Annotated in this window: 20 protein-coding genes; 7 read left to right on the forward strand and 13 right to left on the reverse strand. The window is 53.7% G+C overall.

Features of this window, described 5'->3' with window-relative positions; all coding sequences use genetic code 11:
• Positions 1–8 precede the first annotated feature (8 nt).
• Complete coding sequence (locus tag FOE74_RS13690) at positions 9–392, forward strand: RidA family protein (protein WP_149099172.1); 384 nt, start codon at positions 9–11, stop codon at positions 390–392.
• 214 nt (positions 393–606) lie between these two features.
• Here FOE74_RS13690 and FOE74_RS13695 read toward each other — a convergent pair whose 3' ends face one another.
• Positions 607–1,578: a YihY/virulence factor BrkB family protein gene (locus FOE74_RS13695; RefSeq protein WP_149099173.1), complete on the reverse strand. Its 972-nt coding sequence runs from the start codon at positions 1,576–1,578 to the stop codon at positions 607–609.
• Positions 1,579–1,788: 210 nt separating this feature from the next.
• Between FOE74_RS13695 and gltX the strand changes: the two genes are divergently transcribed.
• The 4 genes from gltX (at position 1,789) to FOE74_RS13715 (ending at position 5,229) form a co-directional block, all read left to right on the forward strand.
• A complete protein-coding gene (gene gltX, locus FOE74_RS13700) occupies positions 1,789–3,327 on the forward strand; it encodes a glutamate--tRNA ligase (RefSeq protein WP_149099174.1) in 1,539 nt (512 codons plus the stop codon).
• A gap of 226 nt (positions 3,328–3,553) precedes the next feature.
• The gene (locus tag FOE74_RS21240) at positions 3,554–3,916 is read left to right on the forward strand and encodes a hypothetical protein (protein ID WP_188686683.1); all 363 of its coding nucleotides are present in this window, start codon (positions 3,554–3,556) and stop codon (positions 3,914–3,916) included.
• A gap of 11 nt (positions 3,917–3,927) precedes the next feature.
• Positions 3,928–4,689, forward strand: a complete 762-nt coding sequence (locus FOE74_RS13710; protein WP_149099175.1) for a TIGR00266 family protein — start codon at positions 3,928–3,930, stop codon at positions 4,687–4,689.
• Positions 4,690–4,857: 168 nt separating this feature from the next.
• Positions 4,858–5,229, forward strand: a complete 372-nt coding sequence (locus FOE74_RS13715; protein WP_149099176.1) for an endonuclease domain-containing protein — start codon at positions 4,858–4,860, stop codon at positions 5,227–5,229.
• 103 nt (positions 5,230–5,332) lie between these two features.
• Here the strand turns inward: FOE74_RS13715 and FOE74_RS13720 are convergent, their stop codons facing one another.
• Both FOE74_RS13720 and lptB read right to left on the reverse strand, forming a co-directional pair.
• A complete protein-coding gene (locus FOE74_RS13720) occupies positions 5,333–6,820 on the reverse strand; it encodes a GH3 auxin-responsive promoter family protein (RefSeq protein WP_149099177.1) in 1,488 nt (495 codons plus the stop codon).
• Between the two features lie 381 nt (positions 6,821–7,201).
• Positions 7,202–7,933 carry an LPS export ABC transporter ATP-binding protein gene (gene lptB / locus FOE74_RS13725; RefSeq protein WP_149099178.1) on the reverse strand — a complete coding sequence of 244 codons (732 nt, stop codon included), beginning with the start codon at positions 7,931–7,933 and terminating at the stop codon, positions 7,202–7,204.
• A 196-nt stretch (positions 7,934–8,129) separates the two neighbouring features.
• Between lptB and FOE74_RS13730 the strand changes: the two genes are divergently transcribed.
• A complete protein-coding gene (locus tag FOE74_RS13730) occupies positions 8,130–8,876 on the forward strand; it encodes a glycoside hydrolase family 25 protein (RefSeq protein WP_149099179.1) in 747 nt (248 codons plus the stop codon).
• Positions 8,877–9,183: 307 nt separating this feature from the next.
• Here the strand turns inward: FOE74_RS13730 and FOE74_RS21245 are convergent, their stop codons facing one another.
• The 3 genes from FOE74_RS21245 to recJ form a co-directional block, all read right to left on the reverse strand.
• Complete coding sequence (locus FOE74_RS21245) at positions 9,184–9,330, reverse strand: hypothetical protein (RefSeq protein ID WP_188686680.1); 147 nt, start codon at positions 9,328–9,330, stop codon at positions 9,184–9,186.
• Between the two features lie 169 nt (positions 9,331–9,499).
• Positions 9,500–12,433, reverse strand: a complete 2,934-nt coding sequence (locus tag FOE74_RS13735; RefSeq protein WP_149099180.1) for an alpha/beta hydrolase family protein — start codon at positions 12,431–12,433, stop codon at positions 9,500–9,502.
• A gap of 465 nt (positions 12,434–12,898) precedes the next feature.
• Positions 12,899–14,605 (reverse strand): single-stranded-DNA-specific exonuclease RecJ, encoded by a 1,707-nt coding sequence (gene recJ / locus FOE74_RS13740; RefSeq protein WP_149099261.1) that lies wholly within the window; start codon positions 14,603–14,605, stop codon positions 12,899–12,901.
• Between the two features lie 1,230 nt (positions 14,606–15,835).
• Between recJ and FOE74_RS13745 the strand changes: the two genes are divergently transcribed.
• Positions 15,836–16,273: a PH domain-containing protein gene (locus FOE74_RS13745; protein WP_149099181.1), complete on the forward strand. Its 438-nt coding sequence runs from the start codon at positions 15,836–15,838 to the stop codon at positions 16,271–16,273.
• An 86-nt stretch (positions 16,274–16,359) separates the two neighbouring features.
• On the opposite strand, the gene FOE74_RS13750 is transcribed toward FOE74_RS13745, so the two are convergent.
• The 7 genes from FOE74_RS13750 to FOE74_RS13775 form a co-directional block, all read right to left on the reverse strand.
• Positions 16,360–18,180, reverse strand: coding sequence for a tetratricopeptide repeat protein (locus FOE74_RS13750; RefSeq protein WP_149099182.1), 1,821 nt, complete (start codon positions 18,178–18,180; stop codon positions 16,360–16,362).
• A 163-nt stretch (positions 18,181–18,343) separates the two neighbouring features.
• A complete protein-coding gene (locus tag FOE74_RS13755; protein ID WP_149099183.1) occupies positions 18,344–20,449 on the reverse strand; it encodes a peptidylprolyl isomerase in 2,106 nt (701 codons plus the stop codon).
• Between the two features lie 83 nt (positions 20,450–20,532).
• A complete protein-coding gene (locus tag FOE74_RS13760) occupies positions 20,533–21,798 on the reverse strand; it encodes a hemolysin family protein (RefSeq protein ID WP_149099184.1) in 1,266 nt (421 codons plus the stop codon).
• Positions 21,799–21,810: 12 nt separating this feature from the next.
• Positions 21,811–21,969, reverse strand: a complete 159-nt coding sequence (locus FOE74_RS21250) for a hypothetical protein (RefSeq protein WP_188686676.1) — start codon at positions 21,967–21,969, stop codon at positions 21,811–21,813.
• The gene (lptC, locus tag FOE74_RS13765) at positions 21,966–22,532 is read right to left on the reverse strand and encodes an LPS export ABC transporter periplasmic protein LptC (protein WP_149099185.1); all 567 of its coding nucleotides are present in this window, start codon (positions 22,530–22,532) and stop codon (positions 21,966–21,968) included. Before lptC ends, FOE74_RS21250 begins: the two co-directional genes overlap by 4 nt.
• Positions 22,533–22,633: 101 nt before the next feature.
• Complete coding sequence (locus FOE74_RS13770) at positions 22,634–23,974, reverse strand: hypothetical protein (RefSeq protein WP_149099186.1); 1,341 nt, start codon at positions 23,972–23,974, stop codon at positions 22,634–22,636.
• Positions 23,967–24,683 (reverse strand): type III pantothenate kinase, encoded by a 717-nt coding sequence (locus FOE74_RS13775; RefSeq protein ID WP_149099187.1) that lies wholly within the window; start codon positions 24,681–24,683, stop codon positions 23,967–23,969. Before FOE74_RS13775 ends, FOE74_RS13770 begins: the two co-directional genes overlap by 8 nt.
• Positions 24,684–24,688: the final 5 nt, after the last annotated feature.

The following is a 24,688-nucleotide window of genomic DNA, read 5'->3' on the forward strand; positions in this document are numbered from 1 at the left end:
CTTTGTTTATGGCAACCAACCTTATAGAAAGCAAACACGCTCCGGCTCCCATTGGCCCCTACAGCCAGGCGGTATTGGCTGGCAACACCTTGTACGTCTCCGGGCAGATCCCACTGGACCAGGCCACCGGCCAATTGGTACAGGGCGACATCCAATCTGAAACGCACCAGGTCATGAAAAACCTGCAGTACATTCTACAGGAAGCCGGCATGGATTTCAGCCACGTGGTGAAGTGCAGCATCTTCGTGAAAGACCTGGGCAACTTTGCCGCCATCAATGAAACCTACGGCAGCTATTTCACCAGCAATCCGCCGGCCCGCGAAACCGTAGAAGTAAGCCGCCTACCCAAAGACGTAAACGTGGAGATCTCCTGCATTGCGGTGAAATTTTAATGAATGATTGAGAGATTGAATGATTGAGAGAGTGAGAGAGTGAGAGAGTGAATGATTGAGAGAGTGAAGGAATGAATGTTTAAAAGATGAATAGGAAAACCCTGTTTTAAGCCCGGTTTTCTGAAAACTGCCTCAAAAACCTTCTGAAGTACTCTTGCTTTCCCATTTTCTCACTCATTTAATCATTCTCTCAATCATTCAATCTCTCAATCATTCAATCACACTCCTCTCCTTTGGCCTTGGCCTCATTGGGGCCGGGCTCATCGTTCACTGGGGCGCGGCCTATCTCTACTTCTTTGTTGATGACCCGCACGGCGTAGTCTGAGGGGTAAATGTCAGTTCCGAAGCGGCGGGCGTACACCAGGGTGAACTGGGCACCCAGGAAGACGATCTGTGAGGTGTAGAATACCCACGTCAGGACCACAATCACGGAGCCCGCGGCGCCGTAGATACCCGCGAAATCACTGTTGCCCAGGTACAGCCCAATCAAGGATTTCCCCAGCGAAAAGAGCAAGGCCGTCACCAAGGCCCCTATCCAGACATCGCGCCATTTGATCTTGGCATCGGGCAGAAACTTGTAGATCAAGGCGAACAGGAACATGACCACCCCCGTGGAACCCACCAAATTGGCCAGTTGCGTTAACTGCAGCAGCGACGGGTCTACCTTGTTGGCCAGAAAAGAGGTAATGGCCACCAGAATAGCGTGCACCACCAAGCTCACCAGCAACAGGAACACAATGGCCAGGATCATGGCGAAGGACAGCAACCGGTCCAGGAGCAGTTTGAGGTATTCGTTCCGGGGCTTCGGCTTCACGCCCCATATCTGGTTCAGCGACTCCTGCAGGGAGATGAAGACGCCCGTGGCCCCCACCAGCAAGGTAAACACCCCCACCACGGTAGCAAAGGTGAAGTCGGAAGACTGGTTGATGTTCTCCACCATCTCCTGGATATCATAAGCCCCCTTGCTGCCTACCAGCTCCCGCAATTGCTCATACACCTGCCCGCGCACGGCATCGTGCCCAAAAACAGCCCCGGCGGTATTGATGATGATAATGAGAATGGGCGGCAGCGCGAAGATGGTGTAATATGCCAGGGCAGCCCCCTTCTGGAAGGAATTGTTATCCATGAAGTCTAACACCACTTCTTTGAGAATCCCCCAGAACTCTAGTAGCTTGTTTTTGAGCATGCCGTTGGTTTTCCTTCTTCATACGTACTAGAAGCGGCAGGTTTACAAACTTCTTGGCCGCCAGCCTGTTTCCTTACCAGCCCCTGCCTTCAAAAGAGGGGAGCCTGCTTGGTGCGGCAGAAAACAGAGGCGCAAGGTTTTACGCGTAAAAGCTTTACCAAAGCCTTGAAATACCGTACTTTTGCACCGCTATTGAAAGACCTATATACCATGGAAAGAGAAGTACGAGTACGCTTTGCCCCTAGCCCCACCGGGCCGCTGCACATTGGCGGGGTACGCACAGCGCTGTATAATTATCTGTTCGCGAAAAAGATGGGCGGCAAAATGTTGCTGCGCATTGAAGATACTGACCAAACCCGCTTTGTGCCCGGCGCAGAGCAATACATCTTTGACTCCCTGGAATGGTGCGGCATCACCCTAGATGAAAGTCCCGTGCACGGTGGTCCCCACGCGCCGTACCGCCAGTCTGAGCGCAAGCCCATGTACATGGACTACGCCCTGCAACTAGTGAACGCCGGCCACGCCTACTACGCCTTTGACACCGCCGAGGAACTGGAGGAAATGCGTGAGCGCCTGAAAGCCGCCAAAGTAGCCACCCCGCAGTACAACGCCATCACCCGCGCCACCATGAAAAACTCCCTCACCCTGCCTGAGGATGAGGTGAAGCGCCGGTTAGAGAGCGGTGACCCGTACGTGATCCGCCTCAAAGTGCCGCGCAAAGAGGAAATCCGTCTCAAAGACATGATCAGAGGCTGGGTCATGGTGCATTCCTCGGCCATTGACGACAAGGTCCTGATGAAGTCTGACGGCATGCCCACTTACCACCTGGCCAACATAGTGGATGACCATTTAATGGAAATCACCCACGTGATCAGGGGCGAAGAGTGGTTGCCTAGCGCGCCGCTGCACGTGTTGCTGTACCGTTACTTCGGGTGGGAAGACACCATGCCGGAGTTCGCGCACTTACCGTTGTTGCTGAAGCCAGACGGCAACGGCAAGCTGAGCAAGCGCGACGGCGATAAGCTGGGTTTCCCGGTATTCCCGTTGAACTGGACAGACCCTGTGACCGGCGAGAAATCAAGCGGCTACCGCGAGGCTGGTTATTTACCAGATGGTTTCGTGAACTTCCTGGCTTTCTTAGGCTGGAACCCGGGTACGCAGCAGGAGATCTTCTCTATGGAGGAACTCATTGAGGCCTTTAGCATTGAGCGCATCGGTAAATCCGGTACCCGTTTTGACATCCAGAAGGCCCGTTGGTACAACGAGCAATACCTGCGCGCCAAACCAGACGCAGAACTGGCCCAGTACCTGCTGGCCGCCCTGCCTGAGCAAGGCATTGACTGCTCTGAAGAGCGCGCCGAGAAGATCGTAGGCTTAATGAAAGAGCGCGTGACCTTCCCGCAGGATTTCTGGAAAGAAGCTTCTTACTTCTTCGTGGCGCCTACCCAATACAATGAGCAGGTAGCCGCCAAGAAATGGTCGGCCGCCGCCGCAGGTGCCTTTGAGGAATTTAGAAACGAGCTTGCCTCGCTGCCTGAGTTCAATGCTGATTCAGTGAAAGCTTTGCTTCTGCAGGTTCTGGAGCGCAACGGTTTGAAGATTGGCCAGGTGATGCAGGCATTGCGCATTGCCTTGACGGGCGTGGAAGCAGGCCCAGACCTTATGGCCATCATTGAGATCATAGGCCGCGAAGAAACCGAGAACCGCATTGACGCTGCCTTGACCAAGTTGGCGCAGTACGCCGCTTAAGCGGTTGGTACGCCTCAAAGCAAACCCTACGCTTTAGGCCCATTCCTTGCAAAAAGGGGCTTGAAACACGTTCAGGTAAGAATATTTCCGCCGTCATAGACAAGTGCTGCTTGTTTATGACGGCGGTTTCTTTTTAATTCGTTTATCCTTCTTCCAGAATTCCCGTTTGTAGTAGAAGCAACAGACCGGGTGGTGTTGCGCACGCCTGGCATAACCCTCTACTACTATGGCAAAGAAGAAATCTGATAAGGACAAAAAGGAGAACAAGCCCGAGAAAAAAGCAAAGGTACACCCTGAGCTGGAAGGCTTTGAGATCAAGATCAACCCCTTGGGTGATATTACCTCTAACTTCAACATTGACCAGTTGAATTCCTTTCTGGACCGTAACGTCTCTGACAAGAAACTAGTGGGCGACCAAGGAAAGAAACGCGAGGAGGAGGAGGAGGATTATCCCATTGAGGAAACCGTGGAGGAGGAAGAGAACGAGGAGGATTTCTTCAAAAAAAGGGCCGCTTTAGACGATGACGCAGATGATGATTTCTCTGAGAAAGGCGAGAAATCATCAGAGCCCAAGCCGAAGAAAAAATAAATAAACCTCTTATGATATCCCACGAAGTAGATTACCGCATTCATGGCGCTGATATTCAGGTGCTGGAAGTAGAACTGGACCCACAGGAAACCGTGATCGCCGAAGCCGGCGCCATGGTGTTCATGGAAGACGGCATCCAGTTTGAGACCAAGATGGGCGATGGCTCCAACCCCAACTCAGGCTTTTTCGGGAAGTTGGTGCAGATGGGCGCCCGCGCCATCACCGGCGAGTCGTTGTTCATGACGCACTTTACGCACCGTGGCCACGGCAAGGCCAAAGTAGGTTTCTCGGCTCCTTACCCCGGCACCATCATGCCCATCAACCTTTCTGAATTCCCGCAGGGTCTGGTGGTGCAGAAAGACGGTTTCTTAGCCGCCGCCCTGGGCACTAAGATCGCCATGCACTTTAACCAGCGGCTGGGCGCAGGCTTCTTCGGGGGCGAAGGCTTCATCATGCAGCGCCTCACCGGCGATGGCCTGGCCTTTATCCATGCGGGCGGCACAGTCATTGAGCGGCACCTGCACAATGAGACCCTGCGCGTAGACACCGGCTGCGTGGTGGCGTATGAGAACGGGATTGACTTTGACATTCAGCGGGCCGGCGGCCTGCGTTCCATGGTCTTCGGCGGCGAAGGTCTTTTCCTGGCTACCCTCCGAGGCACCGGCCGCGTCTGGATCCAGTCTATGCCGGTGAAGAAACTGATCCAGGCCTTGATGCCACACGGCGGCAACGCCAACAAAGAAGGCGGCATGTTTAGCAGCTTTTTAGAATAGAAGATGCAGTAGATACACGCTTACCAAAACACCGCTCCAAGCGGTGTTTTGTGTTTTAGGGGTATTTTGGAGAAAACGGGCGGAAAGAAGTTTAGCAAGATTCTCCCCTTGAGGGGAGTTAGAGGGGTGTTTACACCTGCAGTAAATGTTTTACGTAAACTGTCTGCCATGCCAAACAGAATCATCCCATACCGCCCAGACCTAAGGGAGAAGGCAAGACAACTGCGCAACAACAGCACCCTGGGAGAGGTATTACTTTGGGAAGAAATCAAAAACCGGAAACTAGGTCTTCAATTTCACCGGCAAGTACCCTTGCTCAGTTACATTGTTGATTTCTACTGTCATGGACTACGGTTAGCTATTGAGGTGGACGGAAGCAGCCATGATGAAAAAGGAGAATATGATTCTAAGCGGGAGCAGGAACTGAGCGCCTATGGGGTGAGATTACTCAGATTTGAGGACATGGATGTGAAGAGAAGAATGCCCTATGTTGTGCAGGAGATTCTTTATTGGATAGAAGACCACAAGAACCCGCAGTAGTAAGTTCTCCTGTGTAAACACTCCTCTAACTCCCCTCAAGGGGAGAATCTACATACCAAAGGCAATATTGCCGCTACAGGGAATAGTAAGGGTGGAATGACTTTTACCCCAGATTATTCACCTCCAGGATCTCCTCCAGGTACTTGCGGTCGTTGGCCAGGCGCGGCACTTTGTGCTGTCCGCCCATTTTGCCTTTGTGCTGGAGCCAGTTCAGGAAGGCGCCGGCAGGGGCCACGGTGATCAACGGAGCCTGCAGGGCCAGGTCTTTCTGGCGTTTGGCATCATAATCTGAGTTGATACTGCGCAAGGTCTGATCCAGCACCTCGGTGAACTGATCTAGGCTGGAAGGCTGCCGGGAAAACTCTATAACCCATTGATGCCCGCCTTTGCTCTTGCCCTCAAAGTACACCGGGGCGGCCGTGAAGTTAGTGATAGTGGCACCCGTGGCCTCGCACGCCTTGGTGATCGCGGTTTCGGCGTTCTCCACTACCACCTCCTCACCGAAGGCGTTTATGAAATGTTTGGTGCGGCCTGAGATCTTGATGCGGTAAGGCGCCAATGAAGTGAACTTCACCGTGTCCCCAATCTTGTAGCGCCAAAGGCCGGCATTGGTTGAGATGATGAGGGCGTAGTTCTTGCCCAGTTCCACCTGGTCCAGGGTGAGCACTTTGGGGTTTTCCCCGTCGGCCTCTTCCATGGGGATGAACTCGTAGAAGACGCCGTAGTCCAGCATCAAAAGCATCTCGTCTTTCAGGCTGGGCTCATCCTGTATCCCGAAGAATCCTTCAGAGGCATTGTAGACCTCCAGGTAATTCATTTTCTCTGAGGGAATGAGTTGCCGGAACAGCTCGCGGTACGGACCGAAGGCCACGGCCCCGTGGGTGAACAGCTCCAGGTTAGGCCATACCTCGGTAATGTCTTTCGCGCCTGTTTCCTCTAAAATGCGGTTTAAAAGCACGTAAGTCCAGGTGGGCACGCCCGAGATGCTGGTTACGTTCTCTTTCACGGTGATCTCCACCATCTTGGCGATCTTCTCTTCCCACTTGTCCATGAGGGCCACCTTGAGCGGGGGCGTGCGCATGGCCTCGGCCCAAATGGGCAGGTTCTGCATGATCACCGCAGAGATGTCACCGGTGCGGGTATTGCTGTTGAAGTCGTTGGGGTGGTGGCTGCCGCCGATGGAAAGGCTCTTGCCCGCGAAGACCTTGGTTTCTGGGTAGTTGTTCACGAAAATGGACAGCATGTCTTTGCCTCCCTTGTAGTGACAGTCTTCCAGCGCCTCTGGGGTCACAGGAATGTATTTGCTGCGGGCGTTGGTGGTTCCGGAGGACTTGGCAAACCATTCCACCTTGGTGGGCCACAGCACATTCTGCTCGCCGCGCATGACACGCTCAATGTACGGGTAGAGGTCTTCATAGGCGCAGATAGGCACCCGTTCCTGAAACTCGCGCACGCTCATTTTGTCTGAGTAGCCGTATTTCTGCCCCCATTCGGTGTTTCGGGCGGCATTGGTCAGGTTTGAAAACAACTCGTTCTGCACATCATGCGGGTACTTCCTGAAGAGGTCTATCTGATGGATCCTCTTCTTCATTACCCATGTTACCAGCGAATTGATTATCTCCACTCTTTATATTGTTAATTGTTGGTTGTTGATTGTTTTGACCTGCTTACGTTTTAAGGTTATCGTTGGTCACTTTGATGAGGCTGTTGATCAAGAGAGGCAACTGCTGTAAGCGTTGGAATATGTGCTTGTACTGCTCTTGAATGAATTGGTTGCTCACCGCTGATTTCCCCAAAGAAACCCTCCTTCCCTTCCTGTCATCCTGAAAGGATCTTGGTGGCGAACGGTAATTGCGATGAAAAGAAGCCTTTCTAGTTTGCCCACAAGATCCTTCCAGGATGACAAAAGAGGGGGCTACACAGAAGGTAAGCTTACTGGAGCAACAATCAGCAATCAACAACCAACAATTAATTAAACCTTCCGCTTCAGCTCAAAGTGCTTGCCCAGGTACACGCGGCGTACCTGTTCATCGGCGGCCAGTTCCTCGGCGGTGCCGGATTTCAGGATCTTGCCCTCAAACAGCAGGTAGGCGCGGTCTACGATGGAGAGCGTCTCGTTCACGTTGTGGTCGGTGATGAGAATGCCGATGTTCTTGGTCTTGAGCTTGGCCACGATGGTTTGGATTTCCTCTACCGCGATGGGGTCTACCCCGGCAAAGGGCTCATCCAGCAAGACGAAAGACGGGTCTACGGCCAGGGCGCGGGCAATCTCAGTCCGGCGGCGTTCCCCGCCAGACAGCACCACGCCTTTGTTCTTGCGCACGTGTGTGAGCGAGAACTCCTCCAGCAACTCCTCTACTTTCTCCTTTCTAGCTTGCTTGCTGATGTCGGTCATCTCCAACACTGACATGATGTTCTCCTCCACGGTGAGATCTCGGAAAACCGAAGCTTCCTGCGCCAGATACCCTACGCCTTTCTTGGCGCGCCGGTACATGGGCAAACTGGTGATGTCCTCCTGATCCAGGAAAATGCGTCCGGAGTTAGGCTTCACCAACCCCACAATCATGTAGAACGAAGTCGTCTTCCCGGCTCCGTTCGGGCCCAGGAGGCCTACAATCTCGCCTTGGTTTACCTCTACGCTCACATCGTTTACCACCGTGCGAGACTTGTATTTTTTGAACAGGTTTTCGGAACGTAAAATCATTGCCTTAAAATTAAGCAATAAACCGCAGATGTAGTACGCTAACGAAAAAGAGCATTGGCTACGTATCTTTCCATCTAAGGTTCTAGCCCTCAATATGATTTATCAAACAATGTGCTAGCCTCCTGTAAAGATTACTTGCAAAAGCTACTGTTTCCCCTTACCTTTTACTACTCTTTACTCCTTGCCCATAGCGTCTATGTTTTCTCTGTTACGCAAAGCAGCTCGCCGTTCTGGGGCGGCAGCGGCCTTAGTTCTCTCCTGTTCGCTGCTGCTAGGCGCCGGCTCCGGCCCTTCGTCTTTCTTGCATGGCATAGACGTGTCAAGGTACCAACAAGAGGTAGACTGGAAACATGTGAAAGAGTCTAACATCAGTTTCGCGTTCATCAAAGCCACTGAGGGAGATTTCCTGAAAGACCCTTTCTTTGACCGTAACTGGGAGCAAAGCCGCCAGCAGGGGATTACGCGCGGGGCCTACCACTATTACCTGCCTTGGGTAGACGTTGACCTGCAGATAGAGAAGTTCAAGAACACCGTTAGGCTACAGCCTGGCGACCTGGCGCCGGTACTGGACGTAGAGACGTTTGCCCCAGATATTCCTGACGCGAAGATGCGCAATGACGTACGCCTCTGGCTTTCTGCCATTGAGGAACATTACGGCGTAAAACCCATCATCTACACCTACCAGGCATTCTATGACCGTAAGCTGCGCGGCCACTTCCCAGGATACCATTTCTGGATTGCCCGCTACCAGAACGCTGAGCCTGCCACCCACCCCGGTGACAAGATGGCTTTCTGGCAGTATTCTGAAAAAGGCACCGTAAAGGGAATTAACGCCCCGGTAGACGTGAACTGGTTCTACGGTGATGTAGCCGCGCTGAGTTCTTTCTGCGTACCTATCCCTCCGCCCGCCGCTGCCCCGGGTAGCATGGCAAAAACCAATTGATTTCCGTTCCCCTTTTCAGAAAACGGGCCTAAAACAGAAGCAGTCCTCGGTTTGGGCCAACCTCTCCTTTGGTGCCTCCTTTTCTGCTGAAGCACTTTACCGGCGGCGTTTGCCTAAGAACTTTCCAACGGCTACCCCAAACGCTGTTCCCAGCAGGAATAGCTGAGTTGACCGCACTAAACGTCGTCTTGCCTGCTGTTACCTCAAACGCGCCGTTTAGAATGGTGAGCAAACCCGCTCCTTCTCCTCCGGCCTGCGGGAGCGCCGCTTCTCTTTTCTTCCTTCCTTGCCCGAAGCCGCCGCCAAATCATAGGACTATCTGAGCCACCGGGATAATGGTCTTGCCCTGCGTTTCTATGGGCTTTCCAAAGCTATTCTTCAAGGACGCATTCTGGTTCAGGCTGGCCATGACCAAAGCCCCAATGTTTTTATCCTCTGCGCCGGTGGCTGTCATATCAGGTGCCTTTCGCCTCCCTCCTGCACCTGTTCCTACTCCAGATGGTTTCCCTTTGCCGTAGCGGCCGTTGCTCCTGCCTAACCATCTGCCCATAAAAACGCCCCACCTCCCTTGCCGGGAAGTGGGGCGTTTTTATGGTACTTTCAGGAAAAAAACCTGTAAACCCTTACCGCATGGTGGTCGGGGTGGCGGTAGGAGTAGCGGTTGGTTGCTGACCAGGGGTGGGCGTAGTCTTAGCCGGTTCCTCAATCAGCTCCAGGCCGTACTCTTTGCCCTTTACCAGCGTAGGCACGCCTTTCTTCATCCAGGCGGGTTCCGGGGCTCCTTTCAGGTAATGGTCAAAAAACTGCGACATGCGCACTGACAGGTCTTTGCGATTCTTGCGCTGCATGAGGTTGTGGGCCTCGCCGTTGTAGACCAAGAGCCAAACCGGTTTGCTCAAGCGGCGCAGGGCCATGAACATCTCAATGCCTTGGTACCACGGCACGGCACCATCATTGTCGTTGGCCATCATCATGAGCGGGGTTTCTACCTTGGGCACGTAAAACAGCGGCGAGTTCTCAATGTACTGCATGGGCTTCTCCCACAGGGTACCGCCAATCCGGCTCTGGGTGCGCTCATACTGGAACTGACGGCTCATGCCGCTCTCCCACCGGATTCCGCCGTAGGCGCTGGTCATGTTGCTCACGGGCGCACCGGCCATGGCGGCCTTGAACATGTTGGTGCGCGTGACTAGGTACGCTACTTGGTAACCTCCCCAGCTCTGCCCTTGCAGCGCCATATTCTTCTCGTCCACGAACCCTTTGGCTACTAAACTCTGCACGCCTGGTATGATGCTGTGGTAGGCGCTCTCCCCGGGGTAGCCGTCTTTGTAGATGATGTCTGGCACGAACACCAGGTAGCCCTGGCTCACGAACAGCGGAATGTTGATGGTAGAGGCACTGGGTGCCGGCGAGCGGTAGTTGTGCAGGGTCTCGGCGTTGCGCTCATAGAAATACACCAGCATGGGGTACTTCTTTTTCGGGTCGAAATTCTCTGGTTTGAACAGCAGGCCTTCCAGCGGAGTCCCGTTGTCTGAACGCCAATCTACCAGTTCCACGCTGCCCCATAGGTACTCACTCTGCTGCGGGTTGGCGTTGCTGATCTTCTGCGGCGTAGCGAACGCGGTATTGGTCACCCACAGGTCTGAATACTCCTTGAAGTTGGCTTTCCGGAACACGAGGCGGTCGCTGTCTTTGGCTTTGCGTACGCTCACAAAGCTATACGGCTCCATCAGGACTTTCTGCGGAACTCCGGTTTTGGTCACGTAATCGGTGTAGAAACCGGCGTCTTTGGTCTTGAGGTTCAGGGTGCGCAGCAATAGCCTATCGTCTACGGGAACTGTCCGCAGGCTCGGGTTCAGGCTCACGTACCGGAACTGGAGGTTGTTCTGCCGGCCGTACCCGTCTGTGATGTTCACGGCGGCGGCTTTCCCGGCGGGGTCTAAACGCCAAAGGTCATAGCGGTCGTTCACCAGCAGGTACTGGTCATCTTTCGTCCAGCCGGTCAGGCCATAGTCATCCGGAAGAGAGGGTACGTCATTCTGCTCATCGTAGAAGGCCACCTTCAGCTTTTTGGTCAGGTTCACGGGGCTAGACGCTTTCACAGACATAGCCTTCCAGGAGCTGTCCGAGGGCTCGTACCAGTACAGGTATTTGCCGGCCGGCGACAACCGAGGGGTACCGCGGGTGTCTTTCACGGCCAGCCGGCGGCTTCCGTCCTTCAAATCAATCAACCAGGCATCTTGCCGCGAAGGGGTGTCATAGCCCACGCTCAACAGGTAGTTCACGTTGCTGCTGCCCACGGCCACATCGGCGGTACGCCCCGGGTTAAGAGAAACGTCTGGGATCTCCAGCGTGGCCAGCTGCACTATTTTCTTGCCTTTTACGTCATACAAAGCCAGAAACGAACGCTTCTGCTCGCGCTCCAGCTGCTTGAGCTGCATGGGCTGAATGAGCGGGTCACGGTACGTCCAGACATCCAGGCTTACTTTGTCTTCTTCCAGCTTGGTAGAGTCTTTCTCATACTGGGTAGGCCGCGGGAACGTGCCGAAGAACAGGCGGTCGCCTTTGTCTGAGAAGCCCAGTTGCGCATGCTCACTCACCATCCATTTAGACGGCACGCCTTTGTAAGCGGTATCGGCCACCACGCGGGCGCGGTTGTCCTTGGGCGTCCAGTGCAGCAGGTGGAAATAGCGGATGTCTTTGCCGGTGCTGTCTTTGCTGGCTACGAAGGCCAATTGCTCCCCGGCTTTGTCTGTGGTGATGTTCTTGTAAGAAACCCGGCCACTGTCTACAGGCATTACCTTGCGGGCGGAGGTGTTGAACGCGAACACGCCTGCTTTGTGCAAGGAATCTTTCTCGGCTTTCACAAAGAACAGCATGTTGCCTTTCTCGGAGAACAGGAAATCTGTGACGCGATCAAACCGGTATTCCTGCCCGGTGGGCAAGTGCCGGAGCACCAGTTCGGTGCCGTCTTCTTTTTTGCCCGAGCCGCCCGCGGCTGGTCTGCCAGCCGGCGCTTTAGCGGCTGGAGCCGGAGTGGCTGTTTTGGTTTTGCTGGTATCTTTGGCGGCCTTGGTGGCCAACGGGGCCTCCAGATGGTAAGCCACCCATTCCCCGTTTTCCTTCGGGAGTTTATAGGATTTCACCCGCGCCACATAGTACGTACTGCCCTTGGCCAGGTCATGGATCGCCAGCGAGTCTTTGGGCATCTCCTCGGGCTTTTTCTTCTTGAGCTTGGCCTGGCGGGTAGCGGCAAAGGAAGGCTTCACCTGAAAAACAGCAAACCGACTGTCGGCGGTAAAGGCGTTGCGGTACCCGCGGGCAAAGGTCTTGCCGGTACTCAGGCCCAGTTCACGCAGATGCAGCACCCCGTCGCCCTCCTGCGGGTTCACCGCGTACAGCAGGTACTTGCCGTTATGGGAGATAGAATCTGCCTCAATGCTTTTCCAGGAGTCATAGACCTCATGGGTCAGTATTTTCTTGGCGGGCGCCTGCGCCTGCACCGTCAACGCACCTGCGGTCAGCAAGAGCCCTGCCAAAAGGATTCTGGATTTCATGGTAGGTAGTAGTTGTTTGTCATGTGATGGTAAGCTGAACTTAAAAATACATTATCTCCCCGTTACATGCGAGGGGAATTACAGCTAAATCACATTTAAGCCCTATTTTGAGAAAACAGCCCCAAAACTGGAATTTATCCTTCTCTGGAAAGAGAACTCTGACTTATGGGAGGAGGCAGTTAAGCGGCAGGATGAGTTGTTGGTGATAACACCAACAACGGCGGAAACTCTGACTTGCGGACGGGGGCTTTGTTAAGAAAGGTAGGGGCAATCCTTGTAATTGCCCTGATCGGATGGTTACGTAATGAAAAGGATTATTTAGAACCAGCTACCACGTGGAACAGTAAGGCAGAAAGCCACGGCAAAACCATGGGGACGGCAAAGGGCAACTACAAGGGATTGCCCCTACTTCCTTTTCTGCCCTGTTTCAGCAGAAACAGCTGAAAAACGGGCAACGGGTTCTTCCTACGCGAAGCGGATATCTTTGATGCGCAGCTGGAGCGAAACGTTGCCACGAAAGACGTTCTCCTCCAGGCAATAGCACACGTCAAAAGGAATGCCTTTCTGGATGCGCGGGTAGTATTCGGCCATGCCGAAAGCGATGGCGTCAAAGAAGGTCTCGCCGTCTTGGGTGAGGCGAAGCTTGAGATGGGCATCGCCTACCACTCTGGCCGAACCGGTATCATAGACACAGGTGCTCATGAACACCGGTGCCATGTTGCCCGGCCCAAACGGCTCCATCTGCTTGAGGATGTTGAAGAACTTCTGGCTGATCTGGTGGAACTCCAGCGGTGTGTCTATCTCTACCATGGGTACCAACTGCTCTTCCAGAATGGTACTGGCCACGATTTGCTCAAAACGCTCCCTAAACGCCGGCACGTTCTCTACGGGCAGCGTAAGCCCGGCAGCGTACATGTGCCCGCCAAACTGGTCCAGCAGGTCTGAACAAGCCACAATGGCCTGGTGAACGTCAAACCCATGCACGGAGCGGGCAGAACCGGTGGCCTTGCCGTTAGACTCCGTGAGGATGATGGTGGGGCGGTAATATTTCTCGATGCAGCGCGAGGCCACAATGCCTACCACGCCTTTGTGCCAGTTCTCTTTGAACAAGACGGTAGAGCGGGCGTTGCGCAGGAAATCGTCTTCCTCAATCATGAGCAAGGCCTCTTTGGTGATGCTGGTGTCATGGCCCCGCCGTTCTGAGTTGGAGACGTTGATCTTCTGCACCATGTCAAAGGCTTCCTCCTTCGTTTGGGCCAGCAGCATGGCTACCGAGCGCTTGGCATCTCCCATGCGGCCGGCGGCGTTGATTCGCGGGGCAAACCCGAAGACGATCTGGGTGATGTCCATTTCGCTGCGCAGCTCAGCCAGTTCTTTCAGGGCTTGGAGGCCGGGCCGCAGCACGCCGTTGTTCAGGCGCTGCAAACCATGGTAGGCCAGAATACGGTTTTCGCCCGTGATCGGCACAATATCTGCGGCAATGCTCACCACCACCAGGTCAAGTAATTGGAACAAGGGCTCCTCATCAACTCCCAGTTGCTGGCAGAAGGCCTGCATGAACTTGAAGCCTACGCCACAGCCAGCCAGTTCTTTGTACGGGTATGGACAGTCAGAACGTTTGGCGTCCAGCACGGCCACGGCCTGGGGCAATTCCTCGTCGGGTAAGTGGTGGTCGCAGATGATGAAGTCAATGCCTTTGGTGTTGGCATACGCGATCTTGTCTATGGACTTCACGCCGCAATCCAATGAGATGATCAGGCTGTACCCGTTTTCCTGCGCCCAGTCAATGCCCTGGAACGAGATGCCGTAGCCTTCCGCGTAGCGGTCTGGGATGTAGTACTCTATGCGGCCCTGAAAAAACCGCTGCAAAAACCCATAGACCAAGGCCACCGAGGTGGTGCCGTCTACATCATAATCGCCGTAGATGAGAATGCGTTCTTCTCCATGGAGGGCCTCCAGAAGCCGGTTGACCGCCTTGTCCATGTCCTTGAGCAGGAACGGGTCATGCAGGTCGTGCAAAGAGGGGCGGAAGAATGCTTTCGCCTTGTCAAAGGTGCCAATCTCCCGCTGGCAGAGAATGCTGGCTAAGGTAGAACCAATGTTCAGGCTATCGGCTAGATTCTGTACTTTTGCGGCGTCCGGCGCTTCCTTTACTACCCATCGTTTCTGCATCGGTTGTTGCTGCGGCTTGTTCTGTGGAATGAGGCCACAAAAATACGAAATCTGAGACATAACCGGGCACTCCTTCCTAAACCTTGGTGCTTTTAAGACACCCAACTTTCCATTCTAGCGATCTCTGCGTGAAAAGACTCAAAGAAATTTACCACAAATACAAAGATTACGGCTTGGTTGATGGGCTCATGTACCTTTCTTTCTTCTTGTTTCTGGCGTTGTTGTTTACTTTTTGCCAGGATTAAACCGGCTTTTGGTGTTTTGCAGAAACACTAAAAAAGTTAGGGTTACTGGTGTTTCCGTAATCACTAAGACTTAAGCCTTTTGCTTTTAGAGCTGGTTTGTGCATGCCTTACGTAGTTCCCTTGGCTGTTCTGCTTGTCGCGTAGGTGCATGCCTTATGATATTCCCTTGGCTGTTCTGCCTTATTCGTAGGCGCATGAGCATTTCTGTTTCATAGTTTCCGCTAAGCGCTCACGGCCGCGAGGCCCCGCCTTCCGCCCTCGCGCTGTGCCCTCTACTCCACCCGCCTCGCTCTCGCTCAGGGGCGGTCGAGTGCTAGGCGCTCAAGCGAAAGGCTGGAATAAGCAATGCGTGGGGGAATGGTGGTAGACCTCACAGGTTTTGGAAACCTGTGAGGTCTTGGCTCCCCACGTTTCAAGGCTTCAACTTAGGTTCTATGGCTCGGACATACTTACTTAACTAAGGGCTCAAGGCAAAGCAGGTTCTCGGGGAAAAGGTGTGATAAGGGGAATTCCCTCTCCCTCCGGGAGAGGGTTAGGGTGAGGGGCAGCGGGCGTTCAAGGCAAAGGCTTCTCCAGTTAGGAACCTACTCCCCCTCATCCTAGCCTTCTCCCTGAGGGAGAAGGAACCCTGGTATTGCGTTTTGGGCCTGGTTTACAGAATGGAGTCGGGAAACGCATTGCCGCTTAGAAAGTCGTTTCCTAACAAAATTAACCCATGGATTTCTATGGTTCAAGTTTGCAACTTGGACCTACCATGAGAGGCAGTTTTCAACTGCCCTTCTATGCCTCTATTGCGCAGATTTACTTCCATGCTTTTTTCGAAACAGTCGATAACCCTGGCTGATCATTCAAAAGACCTCACAGGTCTTGAAGACCTGTGAGGTCTTTGTTCATGCCGTTTCCGGCTGGTTTTCTAGGAACTAACCTGAAAGCAGAAGCTCAGGGGAAGTTTTCCGTATCTTAAGGAAGACTAATTTTGAACGTAATGGCTTCTGTTACATTCTATTCTTCTAGAAGCTGGGTGGTAGCGTTGGCGGTTTGGGGTACTACTGCCTTGTTGGCTGCCCTGGTGGTGCAGGAAGCCTCAAGTGAACTTCCGCTCCTAGGGAAGATGGCCCTGGGGCTTTTCTGTCTGCTGGTCAGTGGACTGCTGCTCTGGACCTGGTTCTGCACTTATTACCAAATCTCCGGGGAAACGCTCTATTACCGCTGCGGTCCGCTCCACGGCAGTATTCCTATTCATAAAATAAGGGACGTGCAGCTAAATACTCACCTCTGGGCTGGGTTGCGGCCTGCCTTGGGCTTGCACGGACTCGTCATCAACTATCACCGTTGGGATACTATTTATTTCTCTCCGGCAGAAAAAGAAGCCTTCCTGAACGCCCTCCGGGAAGTGAATCCGGAGATTGAGGTGAAAGCGTAAGGGCTTGGGTAATTCGGTTCTGAACACCCCTGGTGTTTTGAGGCTCTTTCTCTGAAAAGGACCCTGAAACATTAGGGGCGTTAAATTTACACCTTATCGCCGCGCAGTTTCCGGAGCCTTTTACGGGCCTCGGCCACGAACACGCTCCCGGGATGCTTCACCAGCAGTTGGTTGTAGAGTTCCTGGGCTTTCTCGGGTTGCTTGAGATTCTCCTCGTTCAGCTTGGCCAGCAAGAACAGCGCATCATCTGAGAGGATGTCGTATTTGGGGTTTTCAATGATGCGTTGCAGGTTCTGGGCCGCCTCTGGAAACTGGCCCATCTGCTGCTGCAACTCTGCTTTCTGGAAGTAGATCTCGTCGGTGAGGCTGTGGCCGGGGTATTTAGTAAGCAGTTTATCCAAGGCACCCAGGGCTTCTGGGTATTTGTGCTGGAACACCAGGAAATCAATGGCGGCGTATTCTTTGAGCGCGGCCGCCGAGGTATCCATTCCGGTGTTATCAATGATGAGCAGGCTCAGGTCCAGGGCATCATTGGCGATCTCCCGGCTGGTAGCCAGTTTCAGGATGTCCAGGTGACTTTGGGCTAATTCAAAATCACCTTTGTAGTAGCTGAGACGAGCGTTCCTTAGCTTGGCTTCATAGCCCAGCGGCTGCTCCTTGTGAGTTTTCTCTACCTGGCTGTACAGTAAAGTGCTTTCCCAAGGCTCGCCGCGCAGCAGATAGATGTCGGCTAAGCCTAGTTTGGCCTCGGCCACTACGTTGGGTTGTGCCCGGGGCATGGCAATGACCTCTTGCAGGTTCTTCATGGCGGCCTCTTGGGCACCCAGGTAAAAGGCCTGTAATTCGCCCAGCTCCTTGATGACCTCGGCGGTACGGTCGCTGCGGCCCAGTTCCTGGAGCAGGGTCTCGTATTCCTGGGCTAGCAGTTTTATTTTCTCCTTGTCAATGGGAAAAGTGTTCTTGACCTGTTCTTCGCGGGCTTTGATAATGCGCTGCCGCGCGATGGGGTACAGTTCGCCGGTACGGTACTGCTGCATGACATAGGTATAGCCCTCAATAGCGGTGGCGTAGTCTTTGTTGCGCAGGCTGATGTCGGCTAGGGAAAGTACCCTGCCGCCCCCGCCCTGGGTGCGGCGGTCCAACGCCCGCGTTTGCAGCAGGGCCGGCCCGAAGTCTTTCCGTTGCAACAGGGCCCAGATGAGCAGCTCCTGTACCGGGGTGTCATCTGGCTCAGCCTGTACGGCAGTCATGAGGCGCTGCTCTAGCATACTCAGTGATTCTTCGTCGCGGAGCGTATTCTGGAGCATGTTCTGGGCATAGGCCAGGGGAACGGCGCTGTTCCTCACCTGCCGCAGCACTTCGTCTACCAGCAGATTGGTTTTGCGTTGGTAGGCGTACAGTTGCAGGAGCTGTGGGGCAAAGGTTTTGTCGCTGCCGCTTAACTGGCGGGCCCGCAGGTACACTTTCTCAGCGTATTCCAGCATGTCTGCCTGCTGGAAGGCGGTGGCCACCCCATAGACGTTCTCGGGTGTGGTGGCCTGCACTACCTGCGCCCATTTCTTCTCAGCGGCGCCCGTGTTGCCCGCTGCGTTTAGCACCCGTCCCTCGTCTACAGCATAGGCAGGCACCTCAGGGTGTTTCTTCTGGGCGCGCTTCACCAGTTTGTCGGCTTCTTTGAAATTACGCAGGGCCAGCAGCGTCTTGAGGTAGTCTGGGTACACCTGCCCAAACTGGATTTCCTGCTCAATCAGCTTGCTGTACAGGGCTTCGGCTTTGCTGAACTCGTTTTGCCGCAGGTATTCCTTGGCCAGGCTCAGTTGCTCGGGCACTCCCTGCGCCTTGCTTTGCGGAAGACCCCACCCTAGCCCCCCCAGGAGCAGCCCCCAGACTAATATCAACTTTTTCATATGGTGTCTCCAGCTAAGCTATTCTTCCTTAACGAATTCTACTGGTATTCAATATACTGTTTTGCCTCCGTTTTTTGAAAACCAGGGAAGAAAGGAATTGGTTTAAACCGCAAGAGCCGCGCTGGTGGCGCGGCTCTTGCAATATCTCCTACTTCTGGGTGTTCTAGAAGAACCGAACCCGGTTGTCTTCAATGTTCGCGTTCTTGCGTACGGCCTCATACAAGGCACTCTGGGCACGACCGGCCCGCACACCTTGCAGTTGCTGTTTCACAGAAGCAATGTCTGCTACCGGGGCCGCTGGCGTGATGCTTTTCAGCTCCACCATCACCACCCCACCTTCGCCATCAATAGGACCGGTGCGCTGGCCTGGCTTAAGGCCGAAGGCTTTTCCAATGGCTACTGGCTCATACCCTAAACCTGGTACCGTAGCCGCGCCCAATGTCACATCATTGGCCGGACGAACCAAGGCATCTGGTCCGTATTTAGCGGCAATCTGATCTAATGAACCAGAAAGGGAAGCTAGCTTGTCTTTGATTTTTTTGGCTTTCTGTTCGTTGCGTACGGCGGCAGTTAACTCATCGCGTACATCTTCTACTTTGGCGGTTCCTTTTTCACGCTTGCCGGTTAATACCGCCACCACGTATTGGTCATCCATGGTGATCACCGGAGAAACATCGCCTTTTTTGGTGTCTTCAGAGAAAGCCCAGCGAACCAGCTCCCGCGCGTTCTGCAGGTTGTTGATGGCACGGTCAGCAGCGGTGATGTTTTTGGCTTCTGCCTGCATCACGCCTTTCTCATTGGCTACCGCTTTCTTGAAGTCTTCCAGGCTAGAGCTGTTAGAGGCAATGGCGCTGGCCCGCCCAAAGGCAGATTCACGGGAATTGTCGCTAGGGGTCATGGCCCGGGATACCTGCGCTACCTGATAGGTTCTGGTAGTTTTAGGCTCGGTGATTTTCACAATGTGGTATCCATAGTCCGTCTCTACCAGGTTAGGCAACAGACCGGCTCCTGAGGCACCAAATACCGCTTTCTCAAAAGCCGGCACCATGCGGCCTTCGGTGAACCAACCCAGGTCACCACCCATAGAGGCAGTTCCGTCGGTTCCGTGCTGGGCGGCCAGTTGGGCAAAGTTAGCACCGCCTTTGATCTGGTTCAGGAGATCCTGGGCTTTGGCTTTGGCAGCGGCTTTGGCCTCTGGCGTAGTGTTCTCAGGTTTGATCAAGATGTGGCTGGCGCGTACAGAAGCCTGGCCACCGTCTTTCACATCCATGATTTTGTAAAGGCTGAAGTTACCGTTCTGCATAAACGGACCGTACATCTTGCCTTTTTCCAGAGACTGGTTTTTCAACTCTTCAGGTAACTCATTGGCGGCTACGTACGCGCTGTTGAAAGGCGTATCTGACTCTGCCTTCACAAACAGAGAGTCATTCTCTGTGGTAGCGAAGCGGGCGGCCAGTTCAGCGGTTTCTTCACTGTACTGGGTGCTGTCTTCTTTAGAAGCGGTTACCGGTATGGTCACATAGGTGAGGGAGCGGCCTTCTTCTACTTCAAATTTCTTCTTGTTCTTGTTCAGGTACTCGCTCAGCTGGTCATCGGTTACCTTGATGGCAGAATCAGCGATGCTGAAATAAGGCACAAACAGAGACGTGATACTGGCTTTGGTGTTTTGCTCGGCGTTGAAGCGCTTGGCTTCTTCAGTGGTCACGTAGTTTGAGAAGGTGAACAGGTTGTAGTACTTGTTCCGAAGGCGGTCTGTGGCCAGATCTGCCTCGTATTTACGCCAGGCGGCCTGCTGCTCTGCAGGCATGCTGCCCAAGTTGCGCAGGGTTTGCTTTACCTGCTCTACGTTGAACATACCGGTCTGTGGGTCAGTGAACATCTGTCTCAAAGCCGGGTGTACGTTACGGCCTTGCACCATGTCTACCTGCTCTTCCGCAGAAATACCCAAGCCTACTTTCTCAAACTCCTCCTCAAAGGCATACTTGAAAACCAGTTGGTTCCAGGTCTGCTCCCGCAGAGAAGCCAACTCAGCTTCTGACGGCGGACGGCCGTACTGGCTGGTATAGTTGTTCTTGGCCTCTTCAAACATGGCATCGAATTCCTGCACCGACACTTCATGCCCGGCTACTTCCCCCACTACCAACTTGTCCCCGAACAGGCGGGAATTTGGTCCCAGCAGGTCTCCCAACACAATGAAAATGAGCAAGCCAATAGCAATTGCGCCAATGGCGAAGCCTGACTTCTCCCGAATCTTGTTAATTAATGCCATGTAAGTGTTTGACGAATTTTAAGCGTTATGCAAAATAATCGCAATAAGTGATAAAATCAAAATATAAGTACCTATCGCGCAGGTTATTCTTCTGAAGGGGCTAACCTAAGGGCCAGATGTACCGTATTGATGCGGTGTTCGTCCATAGACAGGATCCTGATCTCAAAGGGCGGAACCACCACCACATCGCCCGCGTTGGGTATTTCTTGCAATACAGACAAGATAAAACCGCCTAAAGTTTCATAGTCGCCCTCTGGCAGGTTCAGGTTGTATTTCTCATTGAGGTAGTCAATTTCCTGGCGGGCACTGAACAGGTAAGTGTTGGGTTCTGGCAAGGCCTGTTCCAGGAGGTCTTCCTCGTCGTACTCATCGTTGATGTCACCCAAGATCTCTTCCATCACGTCTTCCAGGGTCACAATACCGGAGGTGCCGCCAAACTCGTCCAGCACCAGCACAATGCTGCGGTGTTCGGTGATGAATTTCACGAACAGCTCTTTGGCCAGCATGTTTTCGGGCACGGCTTCTATGGGAGTCAGAATCTCTTCCAGGGTAGCCGGGTTGCTGAACAGCGAGAACTGGTGGCAGTAGCCCAGAATATGGTCCAGAGAGTCCTGGTAGATCAGGATCTTGGAATGTCCCGTTTCCACCAGCGCCTGCCGCAGCACCTCTACCCCTTCCTCCAGCTCAATGGCATCAATCTCGGTGCGGGGTACCATGCACTCGCGCACCTTCACATTCTTGAACTGCAGGGCGTTGTGGAAGATCTTGCTGTCTACCTCATTGGTAGGGGTAAGCACGATCTCTTCGGGGGAATGTAACTTAACAGCGAAAGGCTGCAAAGCTATCCCGTTGGCCACTACCTCGGTCTCGCTTTCGTCGTCTTTTTCTGAAAACAGGCCAAAAATGGAGGTAATGATAGAGGTGAGAGGATAAAACAAGACCACGAAGAAAGCCATTGGAGCGGCCGCCAGTTTTAGAAGACGGACCGGGGCGGTAAGACTAGCCAGTGTACCCACCCCCAGCACCAGGAGCCAGGCTGCCAAAACGGTTCCCACGCCTGCCGCTACCTGGGCCACCTGCGCTGGTAGCGCCTGCTGCAACAGAAAGGAGAAGCTCCCAAACAAGCCCAACCCCAGCAACAAAAGGGAGAGCCCTATGCCCAAGTGAATAGAAAGCAAAGTCTGCCGCTCGCGGGCCAGGAGGAAACCTACCAGGGAGTGGGAGTTCTCTGCCACCTGTAACCGCAGGTACGCCCGCCCGATCTGTCGCATGCCCACTTCAGCCACGCTGAACAGCGCGAGCAGCAGAATCCCTACTGCGGCTGATATGTACAAGAAGGCAAGGTCCATGAGATAGGAAAGTTAACGCTTTGGCTTATCCATACGGAAAAGCATGAGAAAGATAAAAGACAACATGATGATCCAGTAACTTTCCAGCACGCCCACCACAATGGATTGGTGCACGCCAATGACCAGGAAAGCGACGGCCAGCGCCATGTAGATAGTTTGCTTGAGGGTCATTGCTTTAAGACAAAAGAGCCGGAGAACTGTTTTAGCGTGTAGTCTGAGAAGTCTTGCTTGGCCGTTAAGCCCACGCCCGTCACTACTTCATCTGTACTGGTGATGCGCACAAACTTGTCTGTGAAGATGGTTTGCTTCTGCCTTTCCCAGAACAGCTCCTCGGTGTTCAGCTGCTCTTGCTTGACCATGTTCTTCACCACCACATCATTGCGGGCAACATACTGGTCTTTGGCTTTGTCATAGCGGCCGTACTTGGCGGTGATGATGGTAGTAGGCTTCTCTTCTTCATAGAAGGTGATGTGCATGCCTTTGGTATATACTATATCACCGTTCTGCAACTGCTGTTCCACCGGGGCGCTCAGCTTCAGTTTCATCTTGGCCGAGTCGCTGTAGATGGTGACCTGGTTGTAGGTCTCAGAAGAAGGGCCTTTGTACTCAATGGGCTTGATGGTCTCATCTGCCTGCTGGCAGCCCCCACTGAACGCGGTCAGCAGCAGCACCAGCAAGAAGGGCGCCGAGGGGCAGCAATGTTGTATGAGCAGGGTCTTAAGGCGGTTACGCATTCCTTTAAACGGTTCAGATACCAGACCCAAAAATCAGCGAGTGATTCAGGGCCTGGTATCTGTCTTTCTTTTTATGGATTTGTCTGGTGAACGCTGAGGGCTTAGTCAAACTTCCGCTTGATGAACCATTTGTTGTTGAAGGTCACTCCCACGTTCACCCGGAAATACTGCTCTTTGAGCCCTGTGTTTTTCGCTTGCATCTGCCCCACGGTAAAGCTGGTGTTCAGCAAGGCCTGGGTGTAGTCTGGCGGACGAACGCCTCTGCCCAAGGGCAGCGAAAAACCCCAGGTGACAGCCATGTCTTTCAAGTCATGGGCGGTCACGGCGTTGCTTCCCTGGCTAATGGCTTTGATCTCTGAGTTACCGTAATAGCCCCCGAAGCGGTAGGTTACCCGTCTAAAATAAGAGCTCACAGAGCCGGCATCCGGGGTAAACTCAGTGCCTACGCCCACACGGTAACCGTCTCCCATTTCCTGACGGCCTTCGCCTTTGTTTAAGCTGAAGCCTCTGAAATCAGAGCCTTTGGTTTGGGTATAGTCTGCGCCTAAAGACCAGTTTTTGTTGTTGTCATACGCCACGCCTACCTGCAACATCTGCGGCAGGGTGGTATAGCCTTCCAAACTATCGGTGACCAGGCTGGAGATGACAGACTCATCCAGAAAACGTCTTTCCTGCGCTACCTGTCTATCTGTTTCAATGTGGGCTTTGCCGGTATAGGTGGCGCCAAAAGCCAGGTTGGCTTTGTCGCTTACCTTCTTGCGGTAATGCAGCCCGCCTTTGAACATAAGGCCAGAATACCGCGAAGAGGTGCGGATCAAGGTTTTCTGCAAGGCACTGGTGGAGTCTTCCCTATCTACCAGCACCGTGGACTCCTGCCGGTCAATGGTCCCGAAGAGGTAAGACCCGGACACCCCAGCGGTCAAACCGGTAGCTATCCGTACCCCATTGGCAAAATACACCTCGTTCAAGCCGCCGCTGCCGTTGTACTCGCTAAAGGAGGTAACGGTGTTCTCTGCGCCTTTCACGGGGCTGCTGGAGACAGAGGCATAGTTCACCCTGCTGTACGGCCGCAATCCAATGGAAGCCGTCCAGCGGCGGGAAAGGGGAAGCGCCAGGGCCAAAGACCCCAGGTTGGCCGTTCCGTCTATCTGGGAGTTATTCTTATCTGACAACCGCTTCAGTTCCGCGGCTACGGCCGCCTCAAACGTGACTGAGCTGTTATAGAAAAGCAGCGCCGGGTTCTGGTCATTGATGAGTGCCCCACTACCAGAGGCCACACCTATCTGCCCCATGGCCGCACTGCGGATAGAGCTGGTACCATGCGCCATGTCTCCTACCCCAAAGCGGGAATAAGGGGAGTTGGAGAGCTGTTGCGCCTGCCCTTGCTGTGCCCCAAGGGCTAGACCAGAAATCAATAACAGTGCGCGGAAAGGCTTATACATTATACTCAAGTATTCGGTTTAACCCGATTAAAACCAATTCGGGAATGACAAAGATGCGTGCTTTTACTGTACTTTCAAAAAACCGGGCGTCTCCGCCGCAGAGAATAACGGCCAATGGTTTGTATTGACGTTCATAATGTTGAATCATGCCTTCCGCCTCGGCCACCACGCCAAAAAGAACTCCTCCTTTTATGGCCTCAGCGGTGGTTTTACCAGGTCTGGGCGGTAAGTCAAAACCCGCCAGCAGTGGTAGTTTGCCGGTAAAGGAATGGACCGCCTGGTACCGCATGGCAATGCCCGGCGATATACTGCCGCCTTGGTAAGTACCGTTGGCTTCCAGCAGGTCATAGGTGATGCAGGTACCCGCGTCTATGATGAGGCAGTGCCGGTCTTTGAGCAGGTACTGCGCCCCTACCGCCGCCGCCAACCGGTCTGCCCCTAAGGTTTGGGGTGTACCGTACTGGTTCTGCACCGGCACCGGAGTCTGGGCATTGAACAGTATCCGGTGCCCCGTCACCGGAATATGCTGCACCAGTTCCGCTGACTCCTGACTCACTGAAGACATGATGGCGTTTTGCAGGGGAACACCCGCCAGTTGCTCCCCCAGAGAGGAGAAATCTGGTGCGGTGAACTGCTGCACCAAATGCCCGTCTTGAAAAAGACCGGCCTTGATGCGGGTGTTCCCCCGGTCTATCGCCAAATTCAGCATTCTTG

The organism is Rufibacter glacialis, assembly GCF_008271745.1.
GTDB lineage: Bacteria > Bacteroidota > Bacteroidia > Cytophagales > Hymenobacteraceae > Nibribacter > Nibribacter glacialis.